This window comes from Microcystis sp. BLCC-F210 (assembly GCF_042134685.1).
GTDB classification, from domain to species: Bacteria; Cyanobacteriota; Cyanobacteriia; order Cyanobacteriales; family Microcystaceae; genus Microcystis; species Microcystis aeruginosa_D.
In genome coordinates this window covers 3,373,649-3,394,154 of sequence record NZ_CP169647.1, presented here as the reverse complement: position 1 = coordinate 3,394,154, position 20,506 = coordinate 3,373,649, and the positions used below count along the sequence as shown (strand labels likewise).

At 43.2% G+C, this 20,506-nt stretch carries 22 protein-coding genes and 1 pseudogene; 9 read left to right on the top strand and 14 right to left on the bottom strand.

The window, feature by feature from the left end:
* Nucleotides 1–2: 2 nt before the first annotated feature.
* On the bottom strand, nt 3–680 hold the full coding sequence (gene ntcA, locus ACE3JL_RS16315) for a global nitrogen regulator NtcA (RefSeq protein ID WP_002750097.1): 678 nt from the start codon (nt 678–680) through the stop codon (nt 3–5).
* A 214-nt stretch (nt 681–894) separates the two neighbouring features.
* Between ntcA and fabI the strand changes: the two genes are divergently transcribed.
* Nucleotides 895–1,671 (top strand): enoyl-ACP reductase FabI, encoded by a 777-nt coding sequence (fabI, locus tag ACE3JL_RS16310; RefSeq protein WP_002760333.1) that lies wholly within the window; start codon nt 895–897, stop codon nt 1,669–1,671.
* 115 nt (nt 1,672–1,786) lie between these two features.
* On the opposite strand, the gene ACE3JL_RS16305 is transcribed toward fabI, so the two are convergent.
* The 6 genes from ACE3JL_RS16305 to ACE3JL_RS16280 form a co-directional block, all read right to left on the bottom strand.
* The gene (locus tag ACE3JL_RS16305; RefSeq protein ID WP_375327928.1) at nt 1,787–2,257 is read right to left on the bottom strand and encodes a DUF3368 domain-containing protein; all 471 of its coding nucleotides are present in this window, start codon (nt 2,255–2,257) and stop codon (nt 1,787–1,789) included.
* On the bottom strand, nt 2,254–2,532 hold the full coding sequence (locus tag ACE3JL_RS16300; protein ID WP_069475290.1) for a UPF0175 family protein: 279 nt from the start codon (nt 2,530–2,532) through the stop codon (nt 2,254–2,256). The genes ACE3JL_RS16305 and ACE3JL_RS16300 overlap by 4 nt, the downstream gene beginning before the upstream one ends.
* Before the next feature lie 143 nt (nt 2,533–2,675).
* Nucleotides 2,676–2,984, bottom strand: a complete 309-nt coding sequence (locus ACE3JL_RS16295; protein WP_375327927.1) for a hypothetical protein — start codon at nt 2,982–2,984, stop codon at nt 2,676–2,678.
* 7 nt (nt 2,985–2,991) lie between these two features.
* Nucleotides 2,992–3,576 carry a hypothetical protein gene (locus tag ACE3JL_RS16290; RefSeq protein WP_375327926.1) on the bottom strand — a complete coding sequence of 195 codons (585 nt, stop codon included), beginning with the start codon at nt 3,574–3,576 and terminating at the stop codon, nt 2,992–2,994.
* Between the two features lie 3 nt (nt 3,577–3,579).
* A complete protein-coding gene (locus ACE3JL_RS16285; RefSeq protein WP_375327925.1) occupies nt 3,580–6,618 on the bottom strand; it encodes a CHAT domain-containing tetratricopeptide repeat protein in 3,039 nt (1,012 codons plus the stop codon).
* Between the two features lie 38 nt (nt 6,619–6,656).
* Entirely contained in the window at nt 6,657–6,842 is a 186-nt protein-coding gene (locus ACE3JL_RS16280) for a hypothetical protein (protein WP_375327914.1), read from the bottom strand.
* 331 nt (nt 6,843–7,173) lie between these two features.
* Between ACE3JL_RS16280 and ACE3JL_RS16275 the strand changes: the two genes are divergently transcribed.
* The 3 genes from ACE3JL_RS16275 to ACE3JL_RS16265 all read left to right on the top strand — a co-directional run bounded on the left by ACE3JL_RS16275 (nt 7,174) and on the right by ACE3JL_RS16265 (nt 9,657).
* Nucleotides 7,174–8,313 carry a SpoIID/LytB domain-containing protein gene (locus tag ACE3JL_RS16275; RefSeq protein ID WP_271989270.1) on the top strand — a complete coding sequence of 380 codons (1,140 nt, stop codon included), beginning with the start codon at nt 7,174–7,176 and terminating at the stop codon, nt 8,311–8,313.
* Nucleotides 8,314–8,406: 93 nt separating this feature from the next.
* Nucleotides 8,407–8,886, top strand: coding sequence for a 3-hydroxyacyl-ACP dehydratase FabZ (gene fabZ / locus ACE3JL_RS16270; RefSeq protein ID WP_002734156.1), 480 nt, complete (start codon nt 8,407–8,409; stop codon nt 8,884–8,886).
* A gap of 3 nt (nt 8,887–8,889) precedes the next feature.
* Nucleotides 8,890–9,657: a tryptophan-rich sensory protein gene (locus tag ACE3JL_RS16265; RefSeq protein WP_271989269.1), complete on the top strand. Its 768-nt coding sequence runs from the start codon at nt 8,890–8,892 to the stop codon at nt 9,655–9,657.
* On the opposite strand, the pseudogene ACE3JL_RS16260 reads toward ACE3JL_RS16265, so the two are convergent.
* The 3 genes and pseudogenes from ACE3JL_RS16260 to ACE3JL_RS16250 all read right to left on the bottom strand — a co-directional run bounded on the left by ACE3JL_RS16260 (nt 9,654) and on the right by ACE3JL_RS16250 (nt 12,097).
* Nucleotides 9,654–10,221 (bottom strand): annotated as a pseudogene (locus ACE3JL_RS16260) (VOC family protein). The gene ACE3JL_RS16265 and the pseudogene ACE3JL_RS16260 sit on opposite strands and share 4 nt — an antisense overlap.
* Nucleotides 10,222–10,405: 184 nt before the next feature.
* Entirely contained in the window at nt 10,406–11,224 is an 819-nt protein-coding gene (locus tag ACE3JL_RS16255; protein ID WP_271989267.1) for a SirB1 family protein, read from the bottom strand.
* 78 nt (nt 11,225–11,302) lie between these two features.
* Nucleotides 11,303–12,097, bottom strand: a complete 795-nt coding sequence (locus ACE3JL_RS16250) for a metallophosphoesterase family protein (protein WP_375327924.1) — start codon at nt 12,095–12,097, stop codon at nt 11,303–11,305.
* Between the two features lie 364 nt (nt 12,098–12,461).
* Here ACE3JL_RS16250 and nagA point away from each other — a divergent pair, with 364 nt between their 5' ends.
* On the top strand, nt 12,462–13,613 hold the full coding sequence (gene nagA / locus ACE3JL_RS16245) for an N-acetylglucosamine-6-phosphate deacetylase (RefSeq protein ID WP_375327923.1): 1,152 nt from the start codon (nt 12,462–12,464) through the stop codon (nt 13,611–13,613).
* On the opposite strand, the gene ACE3JL_RS16240 is transcribed toward nagA, so the two are convergent.
* From ACE3JL_RS16240 to ACE3JL_RS16225, 4 genes are all read right to left on the bottom strand, one after another.
* Nucleotides 13,569–14,009: a hypothetical protein gene (locus ACE3JL_RS16240; protein WP_271989261.1), complete on the bottom strand. Its 441-nt coding sequence runs from the start codon at nt 14,007–14,009 to the stop codon at nt 13,569–13,571. The two genes, nagA and ACE3JL_RS16240, sit on opposite strands and share 45 nt — an antisense overlap.
* 169 nt (nt 14,010–14,178) lie before the next feature.
* Nucleotides 14,179–15,192 (bottom strand): aldo/keto reductase, encoded by a 1,014-nt coding sequence (locus ACE3JL_RS16235; protein WP_375327922.1) that lies wholly within the window; start codon nt 15,190–15,192, stop codon nt 14,179–14,181.
* A 262-nt stretch (nt 15,193–15,454) separates the two neighbouring features.
* Nucleotides 15,455–15,772, bottom strand: coding sequence for a hypothetical protein (locus tag ACE3JL_RS16230; RefSeq protein ID WP_185240341.1), 318 nt, complete (start codon nt 15,770–15,772; stop codon nt 15,455–15,457).
* Nucleotides 15,773–16,016: 244 nt separating this feature from the next.
* Nucleotides 16,017–16,577: a 5-formyltetrahydrofolate cyclo-ligase gene (locus ACE3JL_RS16225; protein WP_375327921.1), complete on the bottom strand. Its 561-nt coding sequence runs from the start codon at nt 16,575–16,577 to the stop codon at nt 16,017–16,019.
* Nucleotides 16,578–16,609: 32 nt separating this feature from the next.
* On the opposite strand from ACE3JL_RS16225, the gene grxC reads away from it, so the two are divergent.
* The 4 genes from grxC to ACE3JL_RS16205 all read left to right on the top strand — a co-directional run bounded on the left by grxC (nt 16,610) and on the right by ACE3JL_RS16205 (nt 20,451).
* Nucleotides 16,610–16,927, top strand: a complete 318-nt coding sequence (gene grxC, locus ACE3JL_RS16220) for a glutaredoxin 3 (RefSeq protein WP_002751734.1) — start codon at nt 16,610–16,612, stop codon at nt 16,925–16,927.
* The gene (gene tadA / locus ACE3JL_RS16215) at nt 16,912–17,406 is read left to right on the top strand and encodes a tRNA adenosine(34) deaminase TadA (protein WP_271989256.1); all 495 of its coding nucleotides are present in this window, start codon (nt 16,912–16,914) and stop codon (nt 17,404–17,406) included. Before grxC ends, tadA begins: the two co-directional genes overlap by 16 nt.
* A 79-nt stretch (nt 17,407–17,485) precedes the next feature.
* Nucleotides 17,486–17,788: a HigA family addiction module antitoxin gene (locus tag ACE3JL_RS16210; RefSeq protein WP_375327920.1), complete on the top strand. Its 303-nt coding sequence runs from the start codon at nt 17,486–17,488 to the stop codon at nt 17,786–17,788.
* A gap of 311 nt (nt 17,789–18,099) precedes the next feature.
* Nucleotides 18,100–20,451 (top strand): COR domain-containing protein, encoded by a 2,352-nt coding sequence (locus tag ACE3JL_RS16205; RefSeq protein ID WP_375327919.1) that lies wholly within the window; start codon nt 18,100–18,102, stop codon nt 20,449–20,451.
* Nucleotides 20,452–20,506: the final 55 nt, after the last annotated feature.

Sequence of the window (20,506 nt, the reverse complement as noted above, 5' to 3'; positions counted from 1 at the left end):
ATTTAAGTAAATTGTTGACTGAGAGCGACGGGATTATGGACGGTGATTTTCTTCTTGTAAATTGAGACCATTTCCTGATCCCGCAGCTCTCCCAATAAACGGGTGACAGTGACGCGAGTAGAACCGATCGCTTCTGCGATCGCTTGGTGAGACAATTTTAGATCCACCCGGATGCCATCGGTGGTGGGAACCCCAAAATCACGACAGAGAATCAATAAAAAACTGACCAAACGTGAACCCATATCCCGGTGAGCTAAGGTTTCGATCATCATTTCCGTTTGCAGAATCCGCGAGGACAAACCCTGCAGCATCAACATTGATAAATCGGGATTATTGCGGAGGGATCTTTCTACCTGCTCGATCGGGGCTGAGAGTAATTCTACCGGAGTAAAAGCCACGGCATGATAAAAACGATCCGATCGCTGACCAGTCAGTAAGGATAGCACACCAAAGACGCTATTTTCCCGCAGTAGAGCCACGGTAATTTCTTCTCCCGCTTCATAGACTCGCGACAACTTAACGGCTCCTTTCAGCAAAAAATAGACTCTTTCAGCGGGATCTCCGGGGAAAAAGATCGTTTTGCCGCGCTCGAACAACTCCACCACCGGGGGGAAATTGCCGCTGCCGATTCGACGGAACACATCTGCTAGGGGTTTATCTTGTATTAATGATAAGTCCATCTCACATCCAGAAAAGGGGAAAATTGTTTTTATTATCCAACGAGTGTCACCTCTATTAAACATAACCGCTGCCTAAACTGGGAAAAGTTTTGGGCGCTTTTTGCCAGACAATGGGGAAGGGGTGATCATTGCTGCCCCGTTATCTGTATCCCTATTATACCGAATCTCGCTGGGGTCGGCTATTGGGGAGATTTTTGTAAGAGAAACGAGAACTATGTTAGATTTAACGGGAAAAAACGCCCTAGTGACAGGAATTGCCAATAATCGCTCGATCGCTTGGGGAATTGCCCAACAACTCCATCAAGCTGGTGCAAATATCGGTGTCACCTATCTCCCCGACGAAAAAGGCCGTTTTGAGAAAAAAGTGCGAGAATTGGCCGATGAACTTAATCCCGCTTTTTATGTCCCCTGCGATGTCCAAAATGACCAACAGGTAGAAGATACTTTCGCTACAGTGGCGGAAAAATGGGGTAAACTGGATATTTTGATTCACTGTCTCGCTTTTGCCGATAAAGAGGGTTTAACGGGCGATTTTACCGCCATTCCCCGGGAAGCTTTCACTAAGTCCCTAGATATTAGCACTTTTTCCCTAACCCGTCTAGCGCGATCGGCTAAACCCTTGATGACGGAAGGGGGAAGTATTATCACTCTTACCTATCTCGGCGGTGTCAAGGTAATTCCTAACTATAATTTAATGGGGGTGGCAAAAGCTGGTTTAGAAATGAGTGTTCGCTATTTAGCCGCGGAATTAGGTGGCCAAAAGATCCGAGTTAATGGTATTTCTGCCGGTCCAATTCGCACCTTAGCATCTTCGGCCGTCGGGGGAATTCTTGATATGATCCATCATGTGGAAGAAATCGCTCCTTTACATCGCACAGTGACACAAATTGAAGTGGGAAATACGGCCGCTTTTTTAGCCAGTGATCTTGCTAGTGGTATTACTGGTCAGATTATTTATGTAGATTCCGGTTACGAAATTATGGGAATGTAGTTTTATTCAGTTATTAGTTATTAGTTATTAGTGTCACGAGGTTCTGAAGGGGGATTTTTGACTTCTTTGGGGTTAATTGCGATCGGACTGAAGGTTCGTTTAGTTTTTTAACAATTTATTCCCTATTTTCAAGCAATTTCTCAATTATGCGGTGAGAAATGCGAAAATTAGTCTGTTGTAGTCGGGCTATAGTATCTGAAAGCTCGATTAAGCCTCGGCTTGATGCGTCGTCTAAAATTCCGAGAGTGCCAATAATAGGAATTCCCCGCTCGCTGGCAATTCGCCGCCCCAAGCGTTCATCGATAATCAGCAAATCGGCGGGTAAGGTTTGAGCGAGGGTGATAGCGGCCTGTTCTCCGGGGTCGAGAATATTTAGGGCTTCATCAATCGTTTGAACAGCCTCAATGATAAGCCAAGAGGGTGGATTGGCGATCCATTGCTGAAGAATGGCCGGTGCATCTGCATCAAGCATTTCACCGCGAACCACATCGGGAATGATAATCTGTCCAAATAAGCGGGGGAATAGGTCGATCTGGTCAATGAGCAGTAAATAGTTGATAGGTGAGGTATCAGAAACGACTATCATAAAAGACTATGATCGTGTTTGTTGCGAAGTTGCTGAAGAGTCTTGCGATCGCTGTCTAGATCGACTTCATTGTAATGTAAATCGGCATCATGGTTTTTTAAAAAAGCATCCACCACCCAACGAGAAGATAGACCTAAAATACTTCCGACCTCGGCACTGGTGATTTTTTCCGCTCGGTAGGCCTGCACCACCAAAGCCTCTAAAATTTCACGGGTAAGATTATTGTAGTTGTAATGTTGAAGCAATTCATCGGGAATATCGATAGTAATTTTCATGATTTAGCTTCCTTTTTTTTGGGGTTTACTGATAATGTTTATAGAACTTAGGTTGAGTTAAAGCATGAAACCCAACGCCTATTCTACACCTTCTCAACAGGATTTAGTATAACTTTTGGATATGGATAAAGCTGGCATTTCTATTACTTCGCTTCAAATAATTTCCAAATCTCTTTAATAGAAATATAGATACCGAGAACAGCAGCTAACAAAAGAAGGATTTGACTATCCGAACCAAGGCAATTCTGAAAATCTTCATCGGTTAACACTTTATAGACCACCTTAGATATTGCCAAGACAGCCGATAAACTTAACCCAGAAACGAAAAGAATTTCTAGATAAGATTTATTGTTTCCCCGTCGCTGCCGTCTTCTTGTAACCAGTGCCACGCTTGCGGTAATAACCAAGGTTCCGATTAACAAAAGAAAGTTTTCAATGTTAACAATCTTCATCAAAAATTTATGCTGATTTTGCTTTCCTAAAGGTAATATACCATCCGCAGCCGGCCGCTAATATCGCACCAATAACCGCGCCATAAACTCCCGCAATCGATCCCCCTAGGGCCGCACCTCCCACCGTTACCACCATCAGGCGATCAGCTTTATCCCAAAATCGAGGGGAATCAGCACCCTCGTGATCAAGGGGGATCCCCCCGCCTGTCGGCACCCCCCTTATCAAGGGGGGCAGGGGGGATCCAGCTAATTTTTGGGCAGTTTTTACCCAATCTTGGCTAGGAATAACATCATTAATAAATAGGGACTCGAAATCTAAACTATCGGGAAAAGTGACGCTTAAACTTTTGGCGCGTTCTTGGTTAGCATAGGCTGCGTCTAACTCTTCGATCGCTTTTTTATAAGCTTTTTCTAGGGGGGGAAAATCCTTGACAAGTTGCCGCAATTGTGTTGCTGCCTGGGGTTGTTCTTCCCTTAATAATCGTTCAATTTCTTTGAGCGATCGCTGTAGATATTCTGGCAAGGGTTCAGTCTGCTGTGCGAGGGCGATTAGCAGCGCTTCAAGATCGATAATTGTTTTGGGGATTTCCATAAGTTAGTCCTGTCCAGTCAGGGTATAGGCTGCCCAATGGTAAGGATCACTATATTCTGTTAGTTGATCTAGCCCTATTGTACTGCCTTCCTTTAAAATATTCGCCGCCCTCACCTCCAGTCGATCGACCCCTTCCCTTAGGTCGGGAAGTTGTCCAAGTTGCTCGATCCAGTTAGCTAGTTGCTGCCAAGTGATATTTTTTAACCAATTTTGTGTATTTTTCAAAGCTAGGGACGGAGATTCACCCGCTAATAATCTTTGATAGAAGTTAACCATAAACCAAGCACTAGAAATCTCCTTCACCGGCCAGAGGGTACTGACCACATTAGTCGCACCGGCTGCCAAGAAAGCACTGACGAGGCCGACGTATTCGGTAGTAATGCCATCCTTGCCGGTGAGAGCGGTTTCACAGGCAGCCAGACAGACGAGACGGTAACTAGAGAGGTTGAGCTTGTTGATGTCCCGGACAGTTAATAAACCATCGCTAAGGGCGATCGCAGACTCCTGGGGACGAAAAGAGTCATAAAAGCCGTGACCAGTGAAATGAAAGGTTTTATGGGCATTTTCGAGGGCTTTGCGGACGTTTTCGCGTGATGCCTTTTTCGGGCTGATTCTCTGGCTCGGTTGCAGGATATGGCTAATAATCGCTGATTCCAGTTGGGCGAAATCCATGGGTTTTTGTTCCGTTTTGGGGTCTTCGACGCTGAGGAGGGGAGAATAGGAGAAATCGCCGGACTGGGGACGCAAACCGACCTGAGCAGAGGGGAGATAGGTGGCGGTGTATTTTTCGGGGAAGAGGGTATGTAGGGGGAAGCGGTGCAGATCCCGGTGGGGGATGAGAATGAGGGAATCAACGGAAACCGGCAAAGGTTCGAGAATTTTATCGATCTGTAAAATCCGCTTTAATTGGGCAAAACGGCTGTTAAGTGACAATCTCCAGGGGTGATTTTGTTTATTCTCCGTTTCTTTTTTACTGGCATAGTCAAGGTATTGTTTATCCCATTCGGTTAACCAAGTCCGAAACTGTCGCGCTGGTTGACGGCGTTGTTCTGGCTCTAGAATGACGGGATCAGCCTCTGGGGTGATAATAAAGGTGGTGAGATTGTCCTCGCTGAGATACCAGTAAATAATCGCCTTATTCGGACCTGTCAGGCTTTGGATGGTGGCATAATCGGGACTGGTGGCGTTTTCTTGCCAATTATCGAGAATCCAAGTCAAACAACGATTTTTATAAAATTCTGCCTGTTCAATTGCGTCTAGGGGATGATTTTCCTCGATCAGTAAATCGATTTCTAGGTGACTAAAACTGCTGAATTTTCTCTCAAAAGCCGGTTTATCCCGTTTCTGGGCGCGTAGTCGGGTGAAAAGGTGGCGCCCCTGTTGTTGATAGAATCGCGCTTCAGGGATTTCCTGTAGGGAAAGATGAGCGCGGATCAATCCTTGCAGAATTTCTAAATGATCTTCCGGGAAGTCTTTTTCGCTGAGAATCGGTAAAGCGATTTGATAATGTCGGATCGCTTCGCGCCAATAGGGACTAGCTTTCTCTTTATACTGGGAATGTTCCAGATAAGCTTGCCCTAGATAGCGATAAATTTGCCCCCACGGAGGCGATCCTTGAATGAGGTGGGGAAGTGCCTCCCGGAGGGCGAAAATATGGGGTTCTCGGTCATTAAGGGCTACTATCGGTTTACGATAAATGAGAGCTTCTAGACTAGGAGTAGAAATACGATTTTTACTCAGAGAACAAACGGCCCCCCCTCGGTTGCCCCAAGCTAGATGGAAATCGGGTTTAATTTCTAAAGCTCGATCATAAGATGCGATCGCTTCTTCAAATCTGCCTAAATCAGCTAACGCAATCCCTCGGTTGTTCCAAGCATCATGGTCATCGGGTTTAATTTCTAAAGCTCGATCATAGGATGCGATCGCTTCTGCCAATCTGCCTAAATTACCTAACGCAATCCCTCGGTTGTTCCAAGCTTCATGCTTATCGGGTTTAAATTCTAAAGCTTGATCGTAGGATGCGATCGCTTCTTCTAATCTGCCTAAATTACCTAACGCAAACCCTCGGTTGTACCAAGCATCAGGGTAATCGGGTTTAAATTCTAAAGCTCGATCGTAGGATGCGATCGCTTCTGCAAATCTGCCTAAATTAACTAACGCAATCCCTCGGTTGTACCAAGCTTCATGGTCATCGGGTTTAATTTCTAAAGCTCGATCGTAGGATGCGATCGCTTGTTCAAATCTGCCTAAATTATGTAACGCACTCCCTCGGATGTGCCAAGCATAGTGGTCATCGGGTTTAATTTCTAAAGCTCGATCATAGGATGCGATCGCTTCTGCCAATCTGCCTAAATTACCTAACGCAATCCCTCGGTTGTACCAAGCTTCATGCAAATCGGGTTTAATTTCTAAAGCTCGATCAAAGGATGCGATCGCTTCTTCTAATCTGCCTAAATTATCTAACGCATTCCCTCGGTTGTACCAAGCTTCATGGTCATCGGGTTTAATTTCTAAAGCTCGATCCCAGGATGCGATCGCGCCGATAAAATCCCCATTGATTGCTTTCTGGGTTCCTTGCTCAAACCAGAATTCGGCATCCTGAACCACTTCCGTTAAATCCGTCTCCTTTGGGCATAGATTTTCCCCCTCCACACCGGAAACATCCCTCACCGCGTCGCGTAACTGGAGGCTAATCCGTTGGGACACTTCCCCCAGATTTCCCGTCATCACCTTGCCTAAAGCCGCCAGATCCCGCCCTAAAGTTTGATAATCTTCCGGATACTTTAGCCATTCCTCGCTTTTGACCCCTAACCACCGCGCCAGCTTTTTATCGTCACAATGGCGACTGTATAGCCATCCCCGTAACCCGTCGGTAGTGGTTCCCGCCGCCACCTGCTCGAATAACCCCATCAATATCCCTTCATATTCCCCATCGCTGGGTTCTGGAGGAGTATTTTTGACTTTTTTGGGGTTAATTGCCTTCGGACTGGCAATAAAGAGCGATTTTAGCCAATTCCAGAGCTTTTTTAGTAAGGATAGCATCGGAGAAAGGGGGAAAGGAAGATAAGGAAATTATATCTCTACTGCCGAAAGTCGTCCCTTTCGGGGTTCAAACTCGTCCTGAAAGGGGAAATCGACAATCGAACTTCAAGACAAGCGATAAGGCTCTCTTGGGTTTGGTGGGTAAAATGTATTTTAAGATACATTCTTCCTAGAGAGGGAGTGGAACGAACCACAAAGACACAAAGGACACAAAGATTGATCAATCATAATGTAAGTACCTAAGCAAAATTAATTACACATATCTAACCCCCTCTTGCCTTTTGCCTCTTGCCTTTTGCCTATCTTTACTAGGAAATTAATTTTGCACGACTACTTAAGTTAAACTTATCACACACAACCTAGAAGAGCCTAGGTTTCCTAAGCTAACCTGATATGTAGCCTATACTCTACTACAGAAAACGGGTTTCTCCGAGAAACCCGTTTTCTGTGCGTTACTCAGTGACAGGGGAAAAATTTTTCTGGACTGGAGTAGCCAAAAAATCCCAGTCCGGGTAAAATTGATTATCGATCGATTGTGTGAGGAGTCCGATCCCCATGACCAATAAACACACAGCAAGGCTGCTGGGCAGTTACCTGCAGCGCCTGCCTGCTCATAGTTGGCTAGTCCTAGTTTTTTGGGCTTTGATTATTGCTCCAGTCCAAGCTGCTGTCGAGTTACGCATTGCCATCAGTAAAGGTGTTAGCGCCGTCTCCGTGGGTAGTTCCACCGATGCTGTGGTGAAGGATGGGGCCGGGAGAGTCCTAGGAGAATTAACCGCCATGAATGCCCTCAATGCTAATCCCAGAGGAAAAGCGGTGGGTTTGGCCGATTGGCAGGCCAGTCAATTGATCATCGAACCGGAGAATGATGGTTACGTCTGGATTAATGATCGCTGGTATCGAGGACGAACAAGGATTATTCGGCAGGGTTCTGGGGTAACAGCCCTAAATTTAGTCGATTTAGAGGAATATCTCTATAGTGTCGTCGGTGCGGAGGCGATTCCCTCCTGGCCGCAAGAGGCCTTAAAGGCCCAATCCGTGGCGGCCCGCACCTATGCTCTCTACCAAATGAATACTTCCGGTAATCGCATCTACGATCTCGATACTACCACCCGCACCCAAGTTTATAAGGGTCTAGAAAGCGAGTTTACTAGCACCCACGAGGCAGTTAATGCCACCGCTGGACAAATTATGACCTTCAACGGCAAACCGATTTTAGCGGTGTTTCACTCCTCCTCCGGGGGTCATACGGAAAATGTCGAAGATGTTTGGAATTCCCCCTTACCCTACCTGCGCGGTGTCGTCGATTACGATCAAGTCGCCCCAGTATTCCAATGGTCAAAAAACTTTAGCGCCAACGAATTAGGCCGTTTAATCGGTGGTATCGGTCGCGTGCGATCGCTATCTCCCGAAAGGATCACTCCCCACGGACGGGTGATTAGAATGCGTATAGTGGGCGATCAAGGCTCTAAATTAATCTCTGATACCCAATTACGGCGAATACTGGAGCTGCGTAGTACCCTATTCACGATTTCAGCTAATAACGGTACTTTTGCCATCAATGGTCGCGGTTTCGGTCATGGGATCGGTTTAAGTCAATGGGGTGCTTTTTCCCTCGCTGACCAAGGGGTGACTTATGATCGCATTCTCGGCCATTATTATCAAAATGCTCGTTTAACTGAAATGCCCAATTAAAAAGGCTGTCAGCCATTTCCAGTGAACTGATCACTGATCACTGATAACTGATTATGAGATAATGTCTAATCTCACTTGTAATTTTTGACTTGCATGACCATCGTTACCGAAGCCTTAACCGAGTTGGAACCAGTCATAAAAACTACCTTTACCGTTGAGGAAATTCGCCAACTACTGCCCCATCGTTATCCCTTTGCCCTAGTTGATCGGATTATTGACTATGTACCAGGTAAAAAGGCTGTTGGCCTAAAAAATGTCACGATCAACGAGCCTTTTTTTCCCGGTCATATTCCCAGTCGTCCCTTGATGCCGGGGGTGTTAATTGTGGAATCCATGGCCCAGGTGGGGGGAGTGATTTTAACCCAATTACCCGGGATGAAAGGGAAATTTTTTGCCTTCGCTGGCATTGATAAAACCCGTTTTCGTCGTCCTGTGGTGCCGGGAGATCAATTAATTATGACGGTGGAATTATTATCCTTCAAGATGAATAAAATTGCTAAAATGCAAGGGGAAGCAAGAGTCGATGGGCAATTGGCCGCCCAGGGCGAAATGATGTTTTCCGTCTTTGATTGACCTATGAATTTTGATCGAGATCGTTTCCGACAAGAACTAAATTTATTTGCTATTCTAGGGGCTTTTATTACCAACATTTTCGCTAATATTTTTCCTCTTAAGGGCGAAAATATCGGGGCTATCTCGAATACAGTTTTTCAAGATGTCTTAATTGTTCCCGCTAATTATGCTTTTGCTATCTGGGGATTAATTTATCTGGGTTTAATTAGTCTGGGAATTTACCAAGCTTTGGCTTTTAATAAAACTGAACCGCGTTTGCGTCGGTTAGGCTACGAATTAGCCATCGCTAGTGCTTGTCAGATTCTTTGGGTAATTCTCTTTCAATTGCGTTTTTTTACTCTGTCTTTATTGGCAATGCTAGGCATTTTAATTCCTCTCATCCGGCTTTATCTTCGCTTAGAAATTAATCGCTTGATTGTCAATCGTAAACAGGGTTTATTAGTTAATGCTCCTATTAGTATTTATTTCGCTTGGATTAGCGTAGCCACGATTGTCAACGTCGCTTCGGTGCTAGATTGGATCGACTGGCAGCGATGGGGTTTAACTGACCAGATCTGGACGGTAATAATCCTAGTTATCGGGGCGATAATCGCGATTTTAGTCGGTTTAAAAAGAAAAGATCGGGCTTTTATCGGGGTGTTTATCTGGGCTTTTTTAGCGATCGCTGTTAAACAGATTTCTCTGCCTCTAATTGCGATAACAGCGATTATATTAGCGATTATCCTAACTTTTTTGGTTTTTCGTGGCAATTTTCGTCCTCTGAGTCGTTAAGATGCGGGATCACAGCGAATTTCGACGATAAAGCCATCGGGATCGTAGAAGTAAACCCCTCTCCCAGTCGGCCGGGTTACGGGTCCACTAGCAATAGTAATTCCCTGACTTTGTAGCACTTCTAGGGCAAAATCGAAGCATTCCGGGGCAATATCGAAGGCTAAATGATTGGCACGGGTAAAAGCGATTTCGGGATTGTCGTCGGGAGGGTTTAAATCTGGTTCCCAAAATAGGTCAATTACTGTAAGTAGTCGTGCAAAATTAATTTCCTGGTGAAGATAGGCAAGAGGCAAGAGGCAAGGGGCAAGAGGTGGTTAGATATGTGTAATTAATTTTGCTTAGGTACTTACCATCGGGGGTGATAAAGTTGGCCACTTTTCCCTGGGCAACTAATTCTTTTAAGGTACTAGGAATTTTTTCCCCCACTAATTCCTCTAATCCTAATATTTCCCCATAAAAATGACGAGAGGCATCCATATCTTTGACGTTGAAAGCGATATGATGAACTTTTCGCAGTTGACCGATTTTGAGTTTTTTCGCAGTTACGAAAGGGCTAATAGTCATTTTAGTTATCATTTATCAGTAAAGGATTGGGGGATTTTTCAGTGAACAGTAATCAGTAATCAGTGAAAAGACAGCACTATTAATGTCATTTAATACTCCTCATTTAATACCGCTAACTGATAACTGATAACTGATAACTGATAACTGATAACTGATAACTGATAACTGATAACTGATTGGCGACTTAAGAGTTAATTTTTTGCAATAATTGTCGAATGGATTCGGCATCTTGAGCGTTGGGTAGGAGAGCGAGATAGAAGCCTAAATCCTGTTGCGCTTGGCTGAGTTGTCCAATTTGATAGTAAACTAAACCTCGATCGCGCAGCTCTAGGGGATGATTAGGAATGAGCAAAAGTAGCAGATCTATTGTCCGAATTGTCTGAGACCATTGTTGACGATTCAGGTAAATATATTTTAAATTAGTCAACAAACGTAATAAAATTTGCTGATTAGTAGCAATATTGAGAAAATGTTCTTCTAATTTAACTGGCTGTTGATAAACTTGACTTAATCTTTCTTGACAGTCCTGTTTAAATAGGATTTCACCACCGTGAAAGGGATCGACAAAAATTTCCACTTCCTCAAAATCGGGACGGATAATAAAATGCCCTGGCATACCAATTCCTACCATGGGAAAATCGATCTGTTTGGCAATCTCTAAATAGATAATCGAGAGAGTGAGTGGGATACCCGTGCGGCGATCGATTACGTCATTTAAGTAGCTATTGCGGGGGTCATAGTATTCTTGGGTATTACCGGTAAATTGTAAATCTTCAAACAAATATTGATTGATAACCTTGACTATTTTTAAGGGATATAATCTATCGGGTAGGCGTTTTTTTACTTCCTCAGCCATTAAGTTTATTCTATTTAAATAGTGATCAATCTTGAGACGGGGATATTCAAAATTGGCTATTTGTAGAGCTGCCCGAGCTAGATTTATCTCATGGTCAGGATGTTGAATTGTTTCGATGAAAGCTTGGTATAAGAGTTCAAGGGTCATTAGAAAAGGGTATTAATCAGATTATCAACTATTTTAACCGATCTTTCTGGTTTTATCGCCTCTCTTTTCTGATCACTATTAAAGATTCAGCGCTTTAGATGAGCTTTCTTGGGAGCAGTAGCGAGAAATCTTGTCAATGTCTAGATTAACCACCGCTTTTTCTAAAGGGATCGTGCGACAATTTTTAGATTGATCCTGCACTTGATAAACTAATTGATTTGTCCAATCTAAAGCAGTTAACCAACCACTTTGGGGATGATAAACCCCAGTTTCAATGTCTAGCCAACCGCTGCCGCAAGCTAGTTGCCCCGGTTTGACATCGGGAAAGGCAAAGGTTAAAGTATGACCTGTGATAATTAGTTTATCCTTGAAATAGGGTTGGGTCATCCTATGGAATTGGTTTCTAATCCAACAAAACCGCTCGTTTGTTTGCTGTTCAAGGGGATATTCTGGGTGTAATCCTGCGTGAACTAACCAAATATCTCCTAGGTCTAAATAAGCGGGTAAGGATTGGAACCAATTGATATGCTCGGTGGGTATATTGTTATTATAACTTAGCAGTGTCGCCGCCCCACCACTCTCGAGCCAGCCGTTTAACCATTTTTCAGAAACTTCTTTTCCCGTCAGAGCTTTTAAGAGCATATATTCATGATTTCCTAGGAGACACTGGTAGTTATTTTTGATGACAAAATCCACCACTTCTAAGCTCTGCTCTCCTCGATCGATTAAATCCCCCAGAAAATAAACCTCATCCTCACTATCGGGAGCAACTCGGTTTAATAGTCGCAAAAGTGCCTGAAAATTGCCATGCACATCCCCGATAATAATACGACGCGGTTCTTGAGTCTGTTTCCCTATTTTTCTAAAAAACACATACCCCTCCCTAATCCCTGAGATTGCTACTCTTTTATCGCTAAAAAAGTAGTCTTTATAAAGTCTTAATTTTATTATAGGACAAGAATTTCCCTTTGACAGTCACTCCCTCCCAAGAACTGCGGAAAAAAGGCAGTAATTGCTTTGTAAAGTATTTTTGCAATCTCTGGGCAGGAAGCGGACGGGTTATGGTATCATTTTTTTATGATTAGTTTTTATATAGTTAAACATGGGTAACTTGATGCAAACGCAAAGATTCCCATTATATAAAAAAGTATCTCAAAAAAATGCTCCTTTGTCAAGCATAATCAAAAAAAAAGTTTTTTTTGAGATTATAATAAAAAAAAATTAGTTTTCTGCTGCTATGATAACCCTAATTAACGCTAGAACTCCCGCCCATCAGGATCGACAACAAATAGAGATAAATGCTGCGGGAAAGATCGAGAGGATCACGGAAATGGGGGGAAAGACAAAAGGGGAAAAGATTATCGATATGAAAGGAGATTGGCTATCCTTAGGAGGAGTAGATTTACAGATCAACGGGGGATTAGGATTAGCATTTCCTGACTTAGAAATAACAGATCTAGAAAAGTTAGATAAGATTAGCGATTATCTGGGGAATCAAGGAATTGATGGTTATCTTCCCACCCTAGTCACCACGTCGGTGGAGAAATTCCAAAAATCCCTCTCAGTAATTGCCAAATATATCGAAAAACAGCAACAGGAAAATCGATCGAGCGCCCAGGTTTTAGGAGTACATTTAGAGGGACCATTTTTAAACTATGAAAAAAGGGGAGCGCATCCGGGACAATATCTTTTAACCCCAAGTATAGAAACAATAGATAAAATCTTTGGGGACTACTTATCGATCGTAAAAATTATCACCTTAGCCCCCGAATTAGATAGTAGCGGTACGGTGATTAAATACCTAAGCGATCGAGGAATTACCGTCAGTTTAGGACATTCGCAAGCGAGTCAAGAAATAGCAAAAAAAGCCTTTTTCCAAGGGGCAAAAATGGTTACTCATGCCTTTAATGCCATGCCTCCTTTACATCATCGTCAACCCGGTTTATTAGGGGAAGCAATTATTAATCACGAGGTGTATTGTGGGTTAATTGCCGATGGTCAACACATCCATCCAACCATGATAGAATTATTACTAAAAGCCAGTAATTATCATAAAGGAATTTTCTTAGTTAGTGATGCTTTAGCGCCGATTGGTTTAGGGGATGGTGTCTATCCTTGGGACGAGAGAGAAATTGAAGTTAAACAGGGAACAGCAAGACTTTTTGACGGTACTTTAGCGGGAACAACCTTACCGTTATTGCAAGGAGTAGCTAATTTAGTTAACTGGGGAATATGTGATTTAGAAACGGCGATTATCCTAGGCACAGAATCCCCCAGAAAAGCGATCGGATTAGCGGGTTTATCAGTGGGACAACCTGCCAACTTTTTGCGCTGGCAATCGGCATCAAATTGGGAAAGATTGGATTTCCGCCAGCATTTTGGACTCTAACTGTTGAATGAGGGTATCGAGATCCACCTCGAGGCAATCAAAACATTCAGGAGGGGAAAGATCGGGTTGAAAATAAATCAATTTTACCTGACCATCACCGATAGCGACTATAGCCACTTCTTCGCTGGGATTATAGCGATAAATAATCCCAAGCATCTCTTGAATTTTACAATTAACCTTGCGATTTAATTTTTCTAAGGACTCCCTAGAACAACAGACAAAATGGGGCTGAGGTTTAAGATCGATGCCCAGGGTTTCTTGAGCATCTTCTCCCCATTCCGAGAGTAAACCCCACATTAAACCGGCTAATTCCTGTTGATTTTCTTGCACGAATTGATCTAATTGATAGCGCCATTGATTAGCGGGATCATCGGGGATTGGTTGTTCAAATCTCATCATTAGCCTCTTTTCAGTTATCAGTTATCAGTTATCAGTCGTCAGTTATCAGTTATCAGTTGTTCGGGGTAGTTAGACAAGCTATGCCTAGATTAATCTTGATGAGAAGTATATACAACTTTTCCTCTAGATAGGGATTGAATAGGGATAGAACTATTCACCTTTTCAGTTAACGACGGTACTCATCACCGCAATCACCGATTAACTGCAATAAATCCCGGGATTTTTGCAAGACATGATCAATTTTTTCATAGTCTTGGGGAGATAATTGAAAATCGAAAATACGGGCATTTTCTGCGATATGTTCAGCAACACCCAAACGCACCCCGATAATTGCTCCAGCTACGGCTTTTTGTTCGAGAACGTAACGCACTGCCACATTAGGAATGGTGACATGATAGGAATCAGCGATCGCTTTAAGAACAGTTAATAATTCTTGGAATAATTGCCAGTTTCCCCACGCATCGATCATGTTTTTATATTTCCGTAAACTAGCGGTATTGAGACTTATAGGATTGGGTTCAGGATGACCGAGATATTTTGCTCCTAATAAGCCTCCTGCTAGAGTACCATAGGCGAGGAGATAGATGTTATGTTCTTGGCAAAACTGCGCCATTTTGACGAGGGGACGGCGATCAATCAGGGAAAACTGGACTTGATTGGAGACTATTTTAATCCCGGTGCTGAGAATAATTTTTAAATGTTCCGTGTCGAAATTAGTCAAGGCCAGGTGTTTAATTTTGCCTTCCTGTTGTAATTCTCCTAAAAAATATAAGGCATCTAGATAATTTTTATCGCGATAATCCCACCAGTGAAACTGCAATAAATCGAGACTATCCACATCCATGCGACGCAGGGAAATAGCGATATTTTTTGCGACTATTTCCTTAGTCATTTTACCCGGACGGGGAACCCATTTAGTGAAAGCTTGCAGATTATTTAAAGCATCAATGCCCCTTTGAGCGACTAATTGACGACGAAATTCACCGATAAAATCTTCAGCCGGACCGTAATGATCGGCCAGATCCCAAGTGGTGAAACCGGCATCTAGATAGGAGAACATACTAGGGATCGCTTTTTGGGGTGCGATCGAACCATGGGCGCCTGAAACTTGCCACATTCCGTTCAAAATACGACAAATTTCCAGATCGGGGGTAAACTGTAAGCGACGAGATTCGGACATGGGAATTATGAATTATGAATTATGAATTGGGGAGTGGGGGGAGAGGGAAGTGGGGAGAATAAATAAAAATAATCTCCTGACTCCTAAATACTGACTCCTGAAGGCTAAAAAGCCGATGAATCTACTTTCTTAAATTATCGCCCGATTTTAACCTGTTTCGTTGAACAGATCGATCGTTCCTGTCCAGAAAAACGCAGCAAAGGGGAAGACTTTCGGAAAAATCTCCCCCTGTTTAGGTTTTTGCTGCTCAATTTTTGCTGGGTTAATATTCCACTTCCAATCGCGCTGCGGTGACAGCATCAAAAGCGAAAGCGAGAACTATAGGCATAGGACAAGCGAGGATGACAGCGATAATTAAAGCTGTTACAGTCAATCCAATCGCCATTCCTAACCAAAGTTTTTCGGCAGGAGATAGACCTTTTTGGCGCTTAATTTTTTGTAACACTTTGGTGGGAATTGGTTCTGGCATCACGGCATTGGGAGGGAATGCCCAATAATTACTGTAGCGTTCGAGAAATAGCTCTGTCCAGCCGTTTTCTTGACACCATTCTTGAATCCATTGTTCGTGAAAGTGTTTCATTGCTTCCCTGTTGACTTTTTCCGGTGATTACTTTAAACATCTCTTGATGCGAACTTCATCCTAGCAAAGCTATCTTCAGGGTCGATCGGATTCAATAAAACTTAATATATGAGTAGTCGGTGAGTAAAATGTATTCTAAGATACAGCGCCAGCGAACGACCAGAACGAACCACAAATACACAAAGGACACAAAGATCGATCGCTCCCATATAAGTTAAACCGATCACACAAAAGGAAATAATTGTTAAAAAATTTCGGTTCTCGATTCGGTACAGATTGCCTGTAATTTTTGGTCCCAAGTATCGAGGGGAAGGGTATCGAGATAGGCAAAGTCAAAGACAATCCCGATCGAGGGGATAGCTTGCCATTCGGGGGAATGTAGGAGACGATCAAAATAACCTCCCCCGTAACCTAAGCGATAACCTTGGCGATCACAAGCGAGGGCGGGAATTAACAGTAAGTCCACTTCGGCAGGTAAAATGAGAGGGGCGATCGCTGTTGGTTCATAGATGCCATAACGATTTAATTCTAGGGGATCGTCGGCAGTCCAACAGTGCCAAGTCAGGCTATCTCCGTCACAACGGGGAAAACCCCAGCGATGGTGTTGACAAAATAAGGAACTTAAATCCGGCTCTTGACGATAACTGAAATAAGCGAGAATGGTTTTAGCGTGCTGAAAGAGGGGTAAAGATTGTAAATTTTTGCAAAGTTGCTGACTATTTTCTTGCCAAATATGCTTAGGAAGAGCGCGTCTTTGGGTAATTAGTTGTTTGCGTAATTGGGCTTTTTTGGTAGCAGAATCCATAAAATAGAGATAAATATTTCTGTAGTCACAAGATGCTAAATCTATTTAACTCGCTTTTTGGGCGTTATAACGAGAATATCAAGGCCAATGTGGAAATTTACACCTGGGCAACTTGTCCCTACTGTATTCGGGCCAAATGGTTGCTGGGTTGGAAAGGGGTAAAATACACCGAATACAAGATTGATGGGGATGAAAGCGCTCGTCAAGCCATGGCCGAACGGTCTAACGGTAAACGCAGTGTACCACAGATTTTTATTAATAATGAACATATCGGTGGTTGTGATGATTTGTATGCTTTGGATGGTCAGAAAAAACTAGATAATTTATTAGCTAAATGTGGGACTATCTAAAGTCTATTGACGAAAAAGCCTATGAGAAACATCGACAATGGATGCAGTTAGCTTTAAATTTAGCGGCAACTGCGGGGAATCGGGGTGATGTACCTGTGGGAGCGGTTATCGTGGATAAACAGGGACATTTAATCGCTCAAGGGGCTAATTGCAAGGAAAAACACCATGATCCCACTGCTCACGCCGAAATTCTGGCGATTCGTGCCGCTAGTCAAGTTTTAGGCAATTGGCACTTAAATGATTGTACCCTCTACGTCACCCTCGAACCCTGTCCCATGTGTGCCGGGGCAATCATTCAGGCTAGATTAGGATTATTAGTGTACGGTGCTGACGATCCCAAAACAGGAGTTATCCGCACTGTGGCTAATTTTATTGATAGTCCTTTTTCTAACCATCGTTTACCAGTAATCGCGGGAATTTTAGCTAAGGAATCCGGGGAATTATTACAAACTTGGTTTGAGAAAAAAAGAAATGTTTAAAGGAGTCAGGGAGATAGGAGTCAATATCAAATTAGGTTACACTTCATCTTAAGGAGAAAGACCGTAAGGAGAATTCACGATGAATAATTGGAAAAGTCCTATCCACCCCGGTGAAATTTTAGCTGATGAATTAGAGAAAATTAATCTTAATGTTTCTCAGCTTGCCAAAAGAGTTAATCTCTCTGAGAATGAACTTGAGCAAATTCTCAAGGGACAAGGAAATATCACGGGAGATATTTCCTTAAAATTAGGGCGTTTTTTTAATACAGGTGCAGAAATTTGGATGAATTTACAAAAAGCATACGAGTTAGATATAGCGAGGGAAAAGTTAGGAAATACCCTCGAAGAAATTATTCCTTATCAATCCCTGTCTTCAGTATAAATTCTCTTGAATTCTATGATTATTCATTTGACATAAGTTAGGTAGGAGTTAAAAATCATCAGATGCTCCCCTTATCAAGGGGGGATTTATCTTCAATTTAATTACAACCACTTACTTACTGGCTGCATCTCACATTTGCAGAAATAGCGACAATCAGCAATTATCAGTTATCCCTAAACTAATACAAATGTATGAATAACCGCGTGTGGGAGTTAATCCTACTGTTAACAGTGGACTAGCTGATCACCACCAGTGGCATTAACTGGATCTTTTGCCAAAATGGAGTAAATATAGTAGCGGGGGGATGGTCAATGACAGCACAGGAAGTATTAGAGTTAATTCAACAGGCAAAGGACGAAAGAGCGGGGAAGTTGGATCTGTCCATCAAAAACTTAACAGAAATTCCCCCCGAAATCGCTGACCTCACCTCCCTGCAACTCCTCAACCTCAGCTTTAACCAAATCAGCGAGATTCCAGAAGCACTCGCTCAACTCACCTCCCTGCAAGTCCTCAACCTCAACAATAACCAAATCAGGGAGATACCAGAAGCGCTCGCTCAACTCACCTCCCTGCAACGCCTCTATCTCAACAATAACCAAATCAGGGAGATACCAGAAGCGCTCGCTCAACTCACCTCCCTGCAGCGCCTCTATCTCAGCAATAACCAAATCAGGGAGATACCAGAAGCGCTCACTCACCTAGTCAACCTGAAGCGATTAGTCCTCCAAAATAACCCGATTACCAACGTTCCTCCGGAAATTATTCGTCAGGGATGGGGTAAAACAATATCGGATGATGGCAACCCGCAGGCGATTTTTAATTATCTCAAGTATAAAGGGGAAAAACGCCCTCTTAATGAGCTTAAAGTTTTATTGGTGGGGGAGGGGGATGTGGGGAAAACTTCCCTGTTAAAGCGGTTACTGCACAATACCTTTAATTCCGGAGAACCCAAGACCCCCGGCATTAATATTGAAAGGTGGCAACTCCCCCAAAAACCTGATATTCGCCTCAATCTCTGGGATTTTGGCGGTCAGAAAGTGATGCAAACCACCCATCAGTTTTTTCTGACTAAACGCAGTCTTTATCTGCTTGTCCTCGACAACCGCAAAAATGAACAGCAAAACCGTCTGGAATACTGGTTAAAACTCATTGAAACCTACGGAGGCAATTCTCCCGTGATTATCGTGGGTAATTGTGCCGATGAAAATCCCCCGCAAGTTAAGATCCGCACCCTCCGGAAAAAATATCCCCAAATCACCAAACTAATCGCCACTTCCTGTAAAACCGGTGCGGGAATCGAGCAACTTGTGCAGGAAATCGCCTCTCAAATCGATGCTATTCCCCATATCAAAGATCCATTCCCTAATAGTTGGTTTCAGATCAAAACTCAACTAGAAACGATGCAAAAGAGTTATGACTTTATTTCCTACGAAAAGTATCAGGAAATGTGTCAGACAGCCGAGATTAAAGAGGCCAGCGATCAAAAAAGTTTAGTGCAGTTTCTCCACGATCTCGGTATTGTCCTCAACTACCAAGATGATCCGCGACTGAATGAAACCAATGTCCTGAACCCGGAATGGGTAACTAGCGGTGTTTATGATATTCTCAATAATCACGATTTGATGGTGCAAAAAAAGGGCATTCTTTCACTGCCAGATCTGCAAAATATTCTCAAACAACCCCAACGTTATCCCGAAAATAAACGCCGATTTTTGATGGATTTGATGGGAAAATTTGAACTCTGTTTTCCCCTTGATGGTTACAGTCCCGATCGCTATCTAATCACCGATCTTCTACCCATCGATGAACCGGATGTGGATATCTACGAAAACGCACCTTTACACTTCCAGTACCGTTATGATATCCTGCCCGGTAGCATTATTTCCCGCTTTATCGTCCGTAATCACCAGATGATCTATAAAACCATGCGTTGGCGTAGTGGTGTGGTTTTGACAATGGATCTTAATAAAGCTTTGGTGCGTGCCGACGAGGAAGATAACTATATCAGCATAAAAGCTAAGGGTGAGCGTGCTAGTGCGCTTTTAGCTATTATTAAGACAGATTTTGACAAAATTCACGATACTATCCCTAATTTAGCCGTACAGGAAAAGTTAGTGATTCGAGAATTGCAAGGGGAAAAACCCACCGGGGTAGAAGTTCCCGTCGATTATCTCCATCTGATAGAACTCGATCGCCAAGGTGTCGTGGAGGCAATTCTCCCCGGTTTGCGCGGCAAATATAATATCCGCGATATCTTAGAAGGGGTGGAATCTAAGACAGAAAGAGCAAGAGATCTCGATATAAAGGAGGAACGTAGCCGCAAAAGCCGAAAAAATCGCCCTATGACTCCCGGAACGCCAGAAACTCCCAATCTCCTGAAACCTAGTCTCCCTTTGTTGCTGGTTTTCGCTGTGGTTGCTTGTATAGTTGCGGTGATTGCCCATTTTGTGCCAGATTCAAAGCATATTACCAGCGTTTTGACAATTATTGTTATCTTTGCTTTTATTGTCTTTGTGTTATTGCTCTTGACGGGTAAAATCAATCAAACGACCTTCAATCAGCTTTTTGAAGTTTTGTCGCGATTTATCCCTACTTTTAAAGGACAAGAACCAAAAACCAACAACGATGACACCCCCCAAGAAACCCCCAAATCGGAGCAGTAAAGATTTGCTTACCACAGAAAGGTAACTTAGGCTTCGGCTCTCTTGGCTCTTCTCG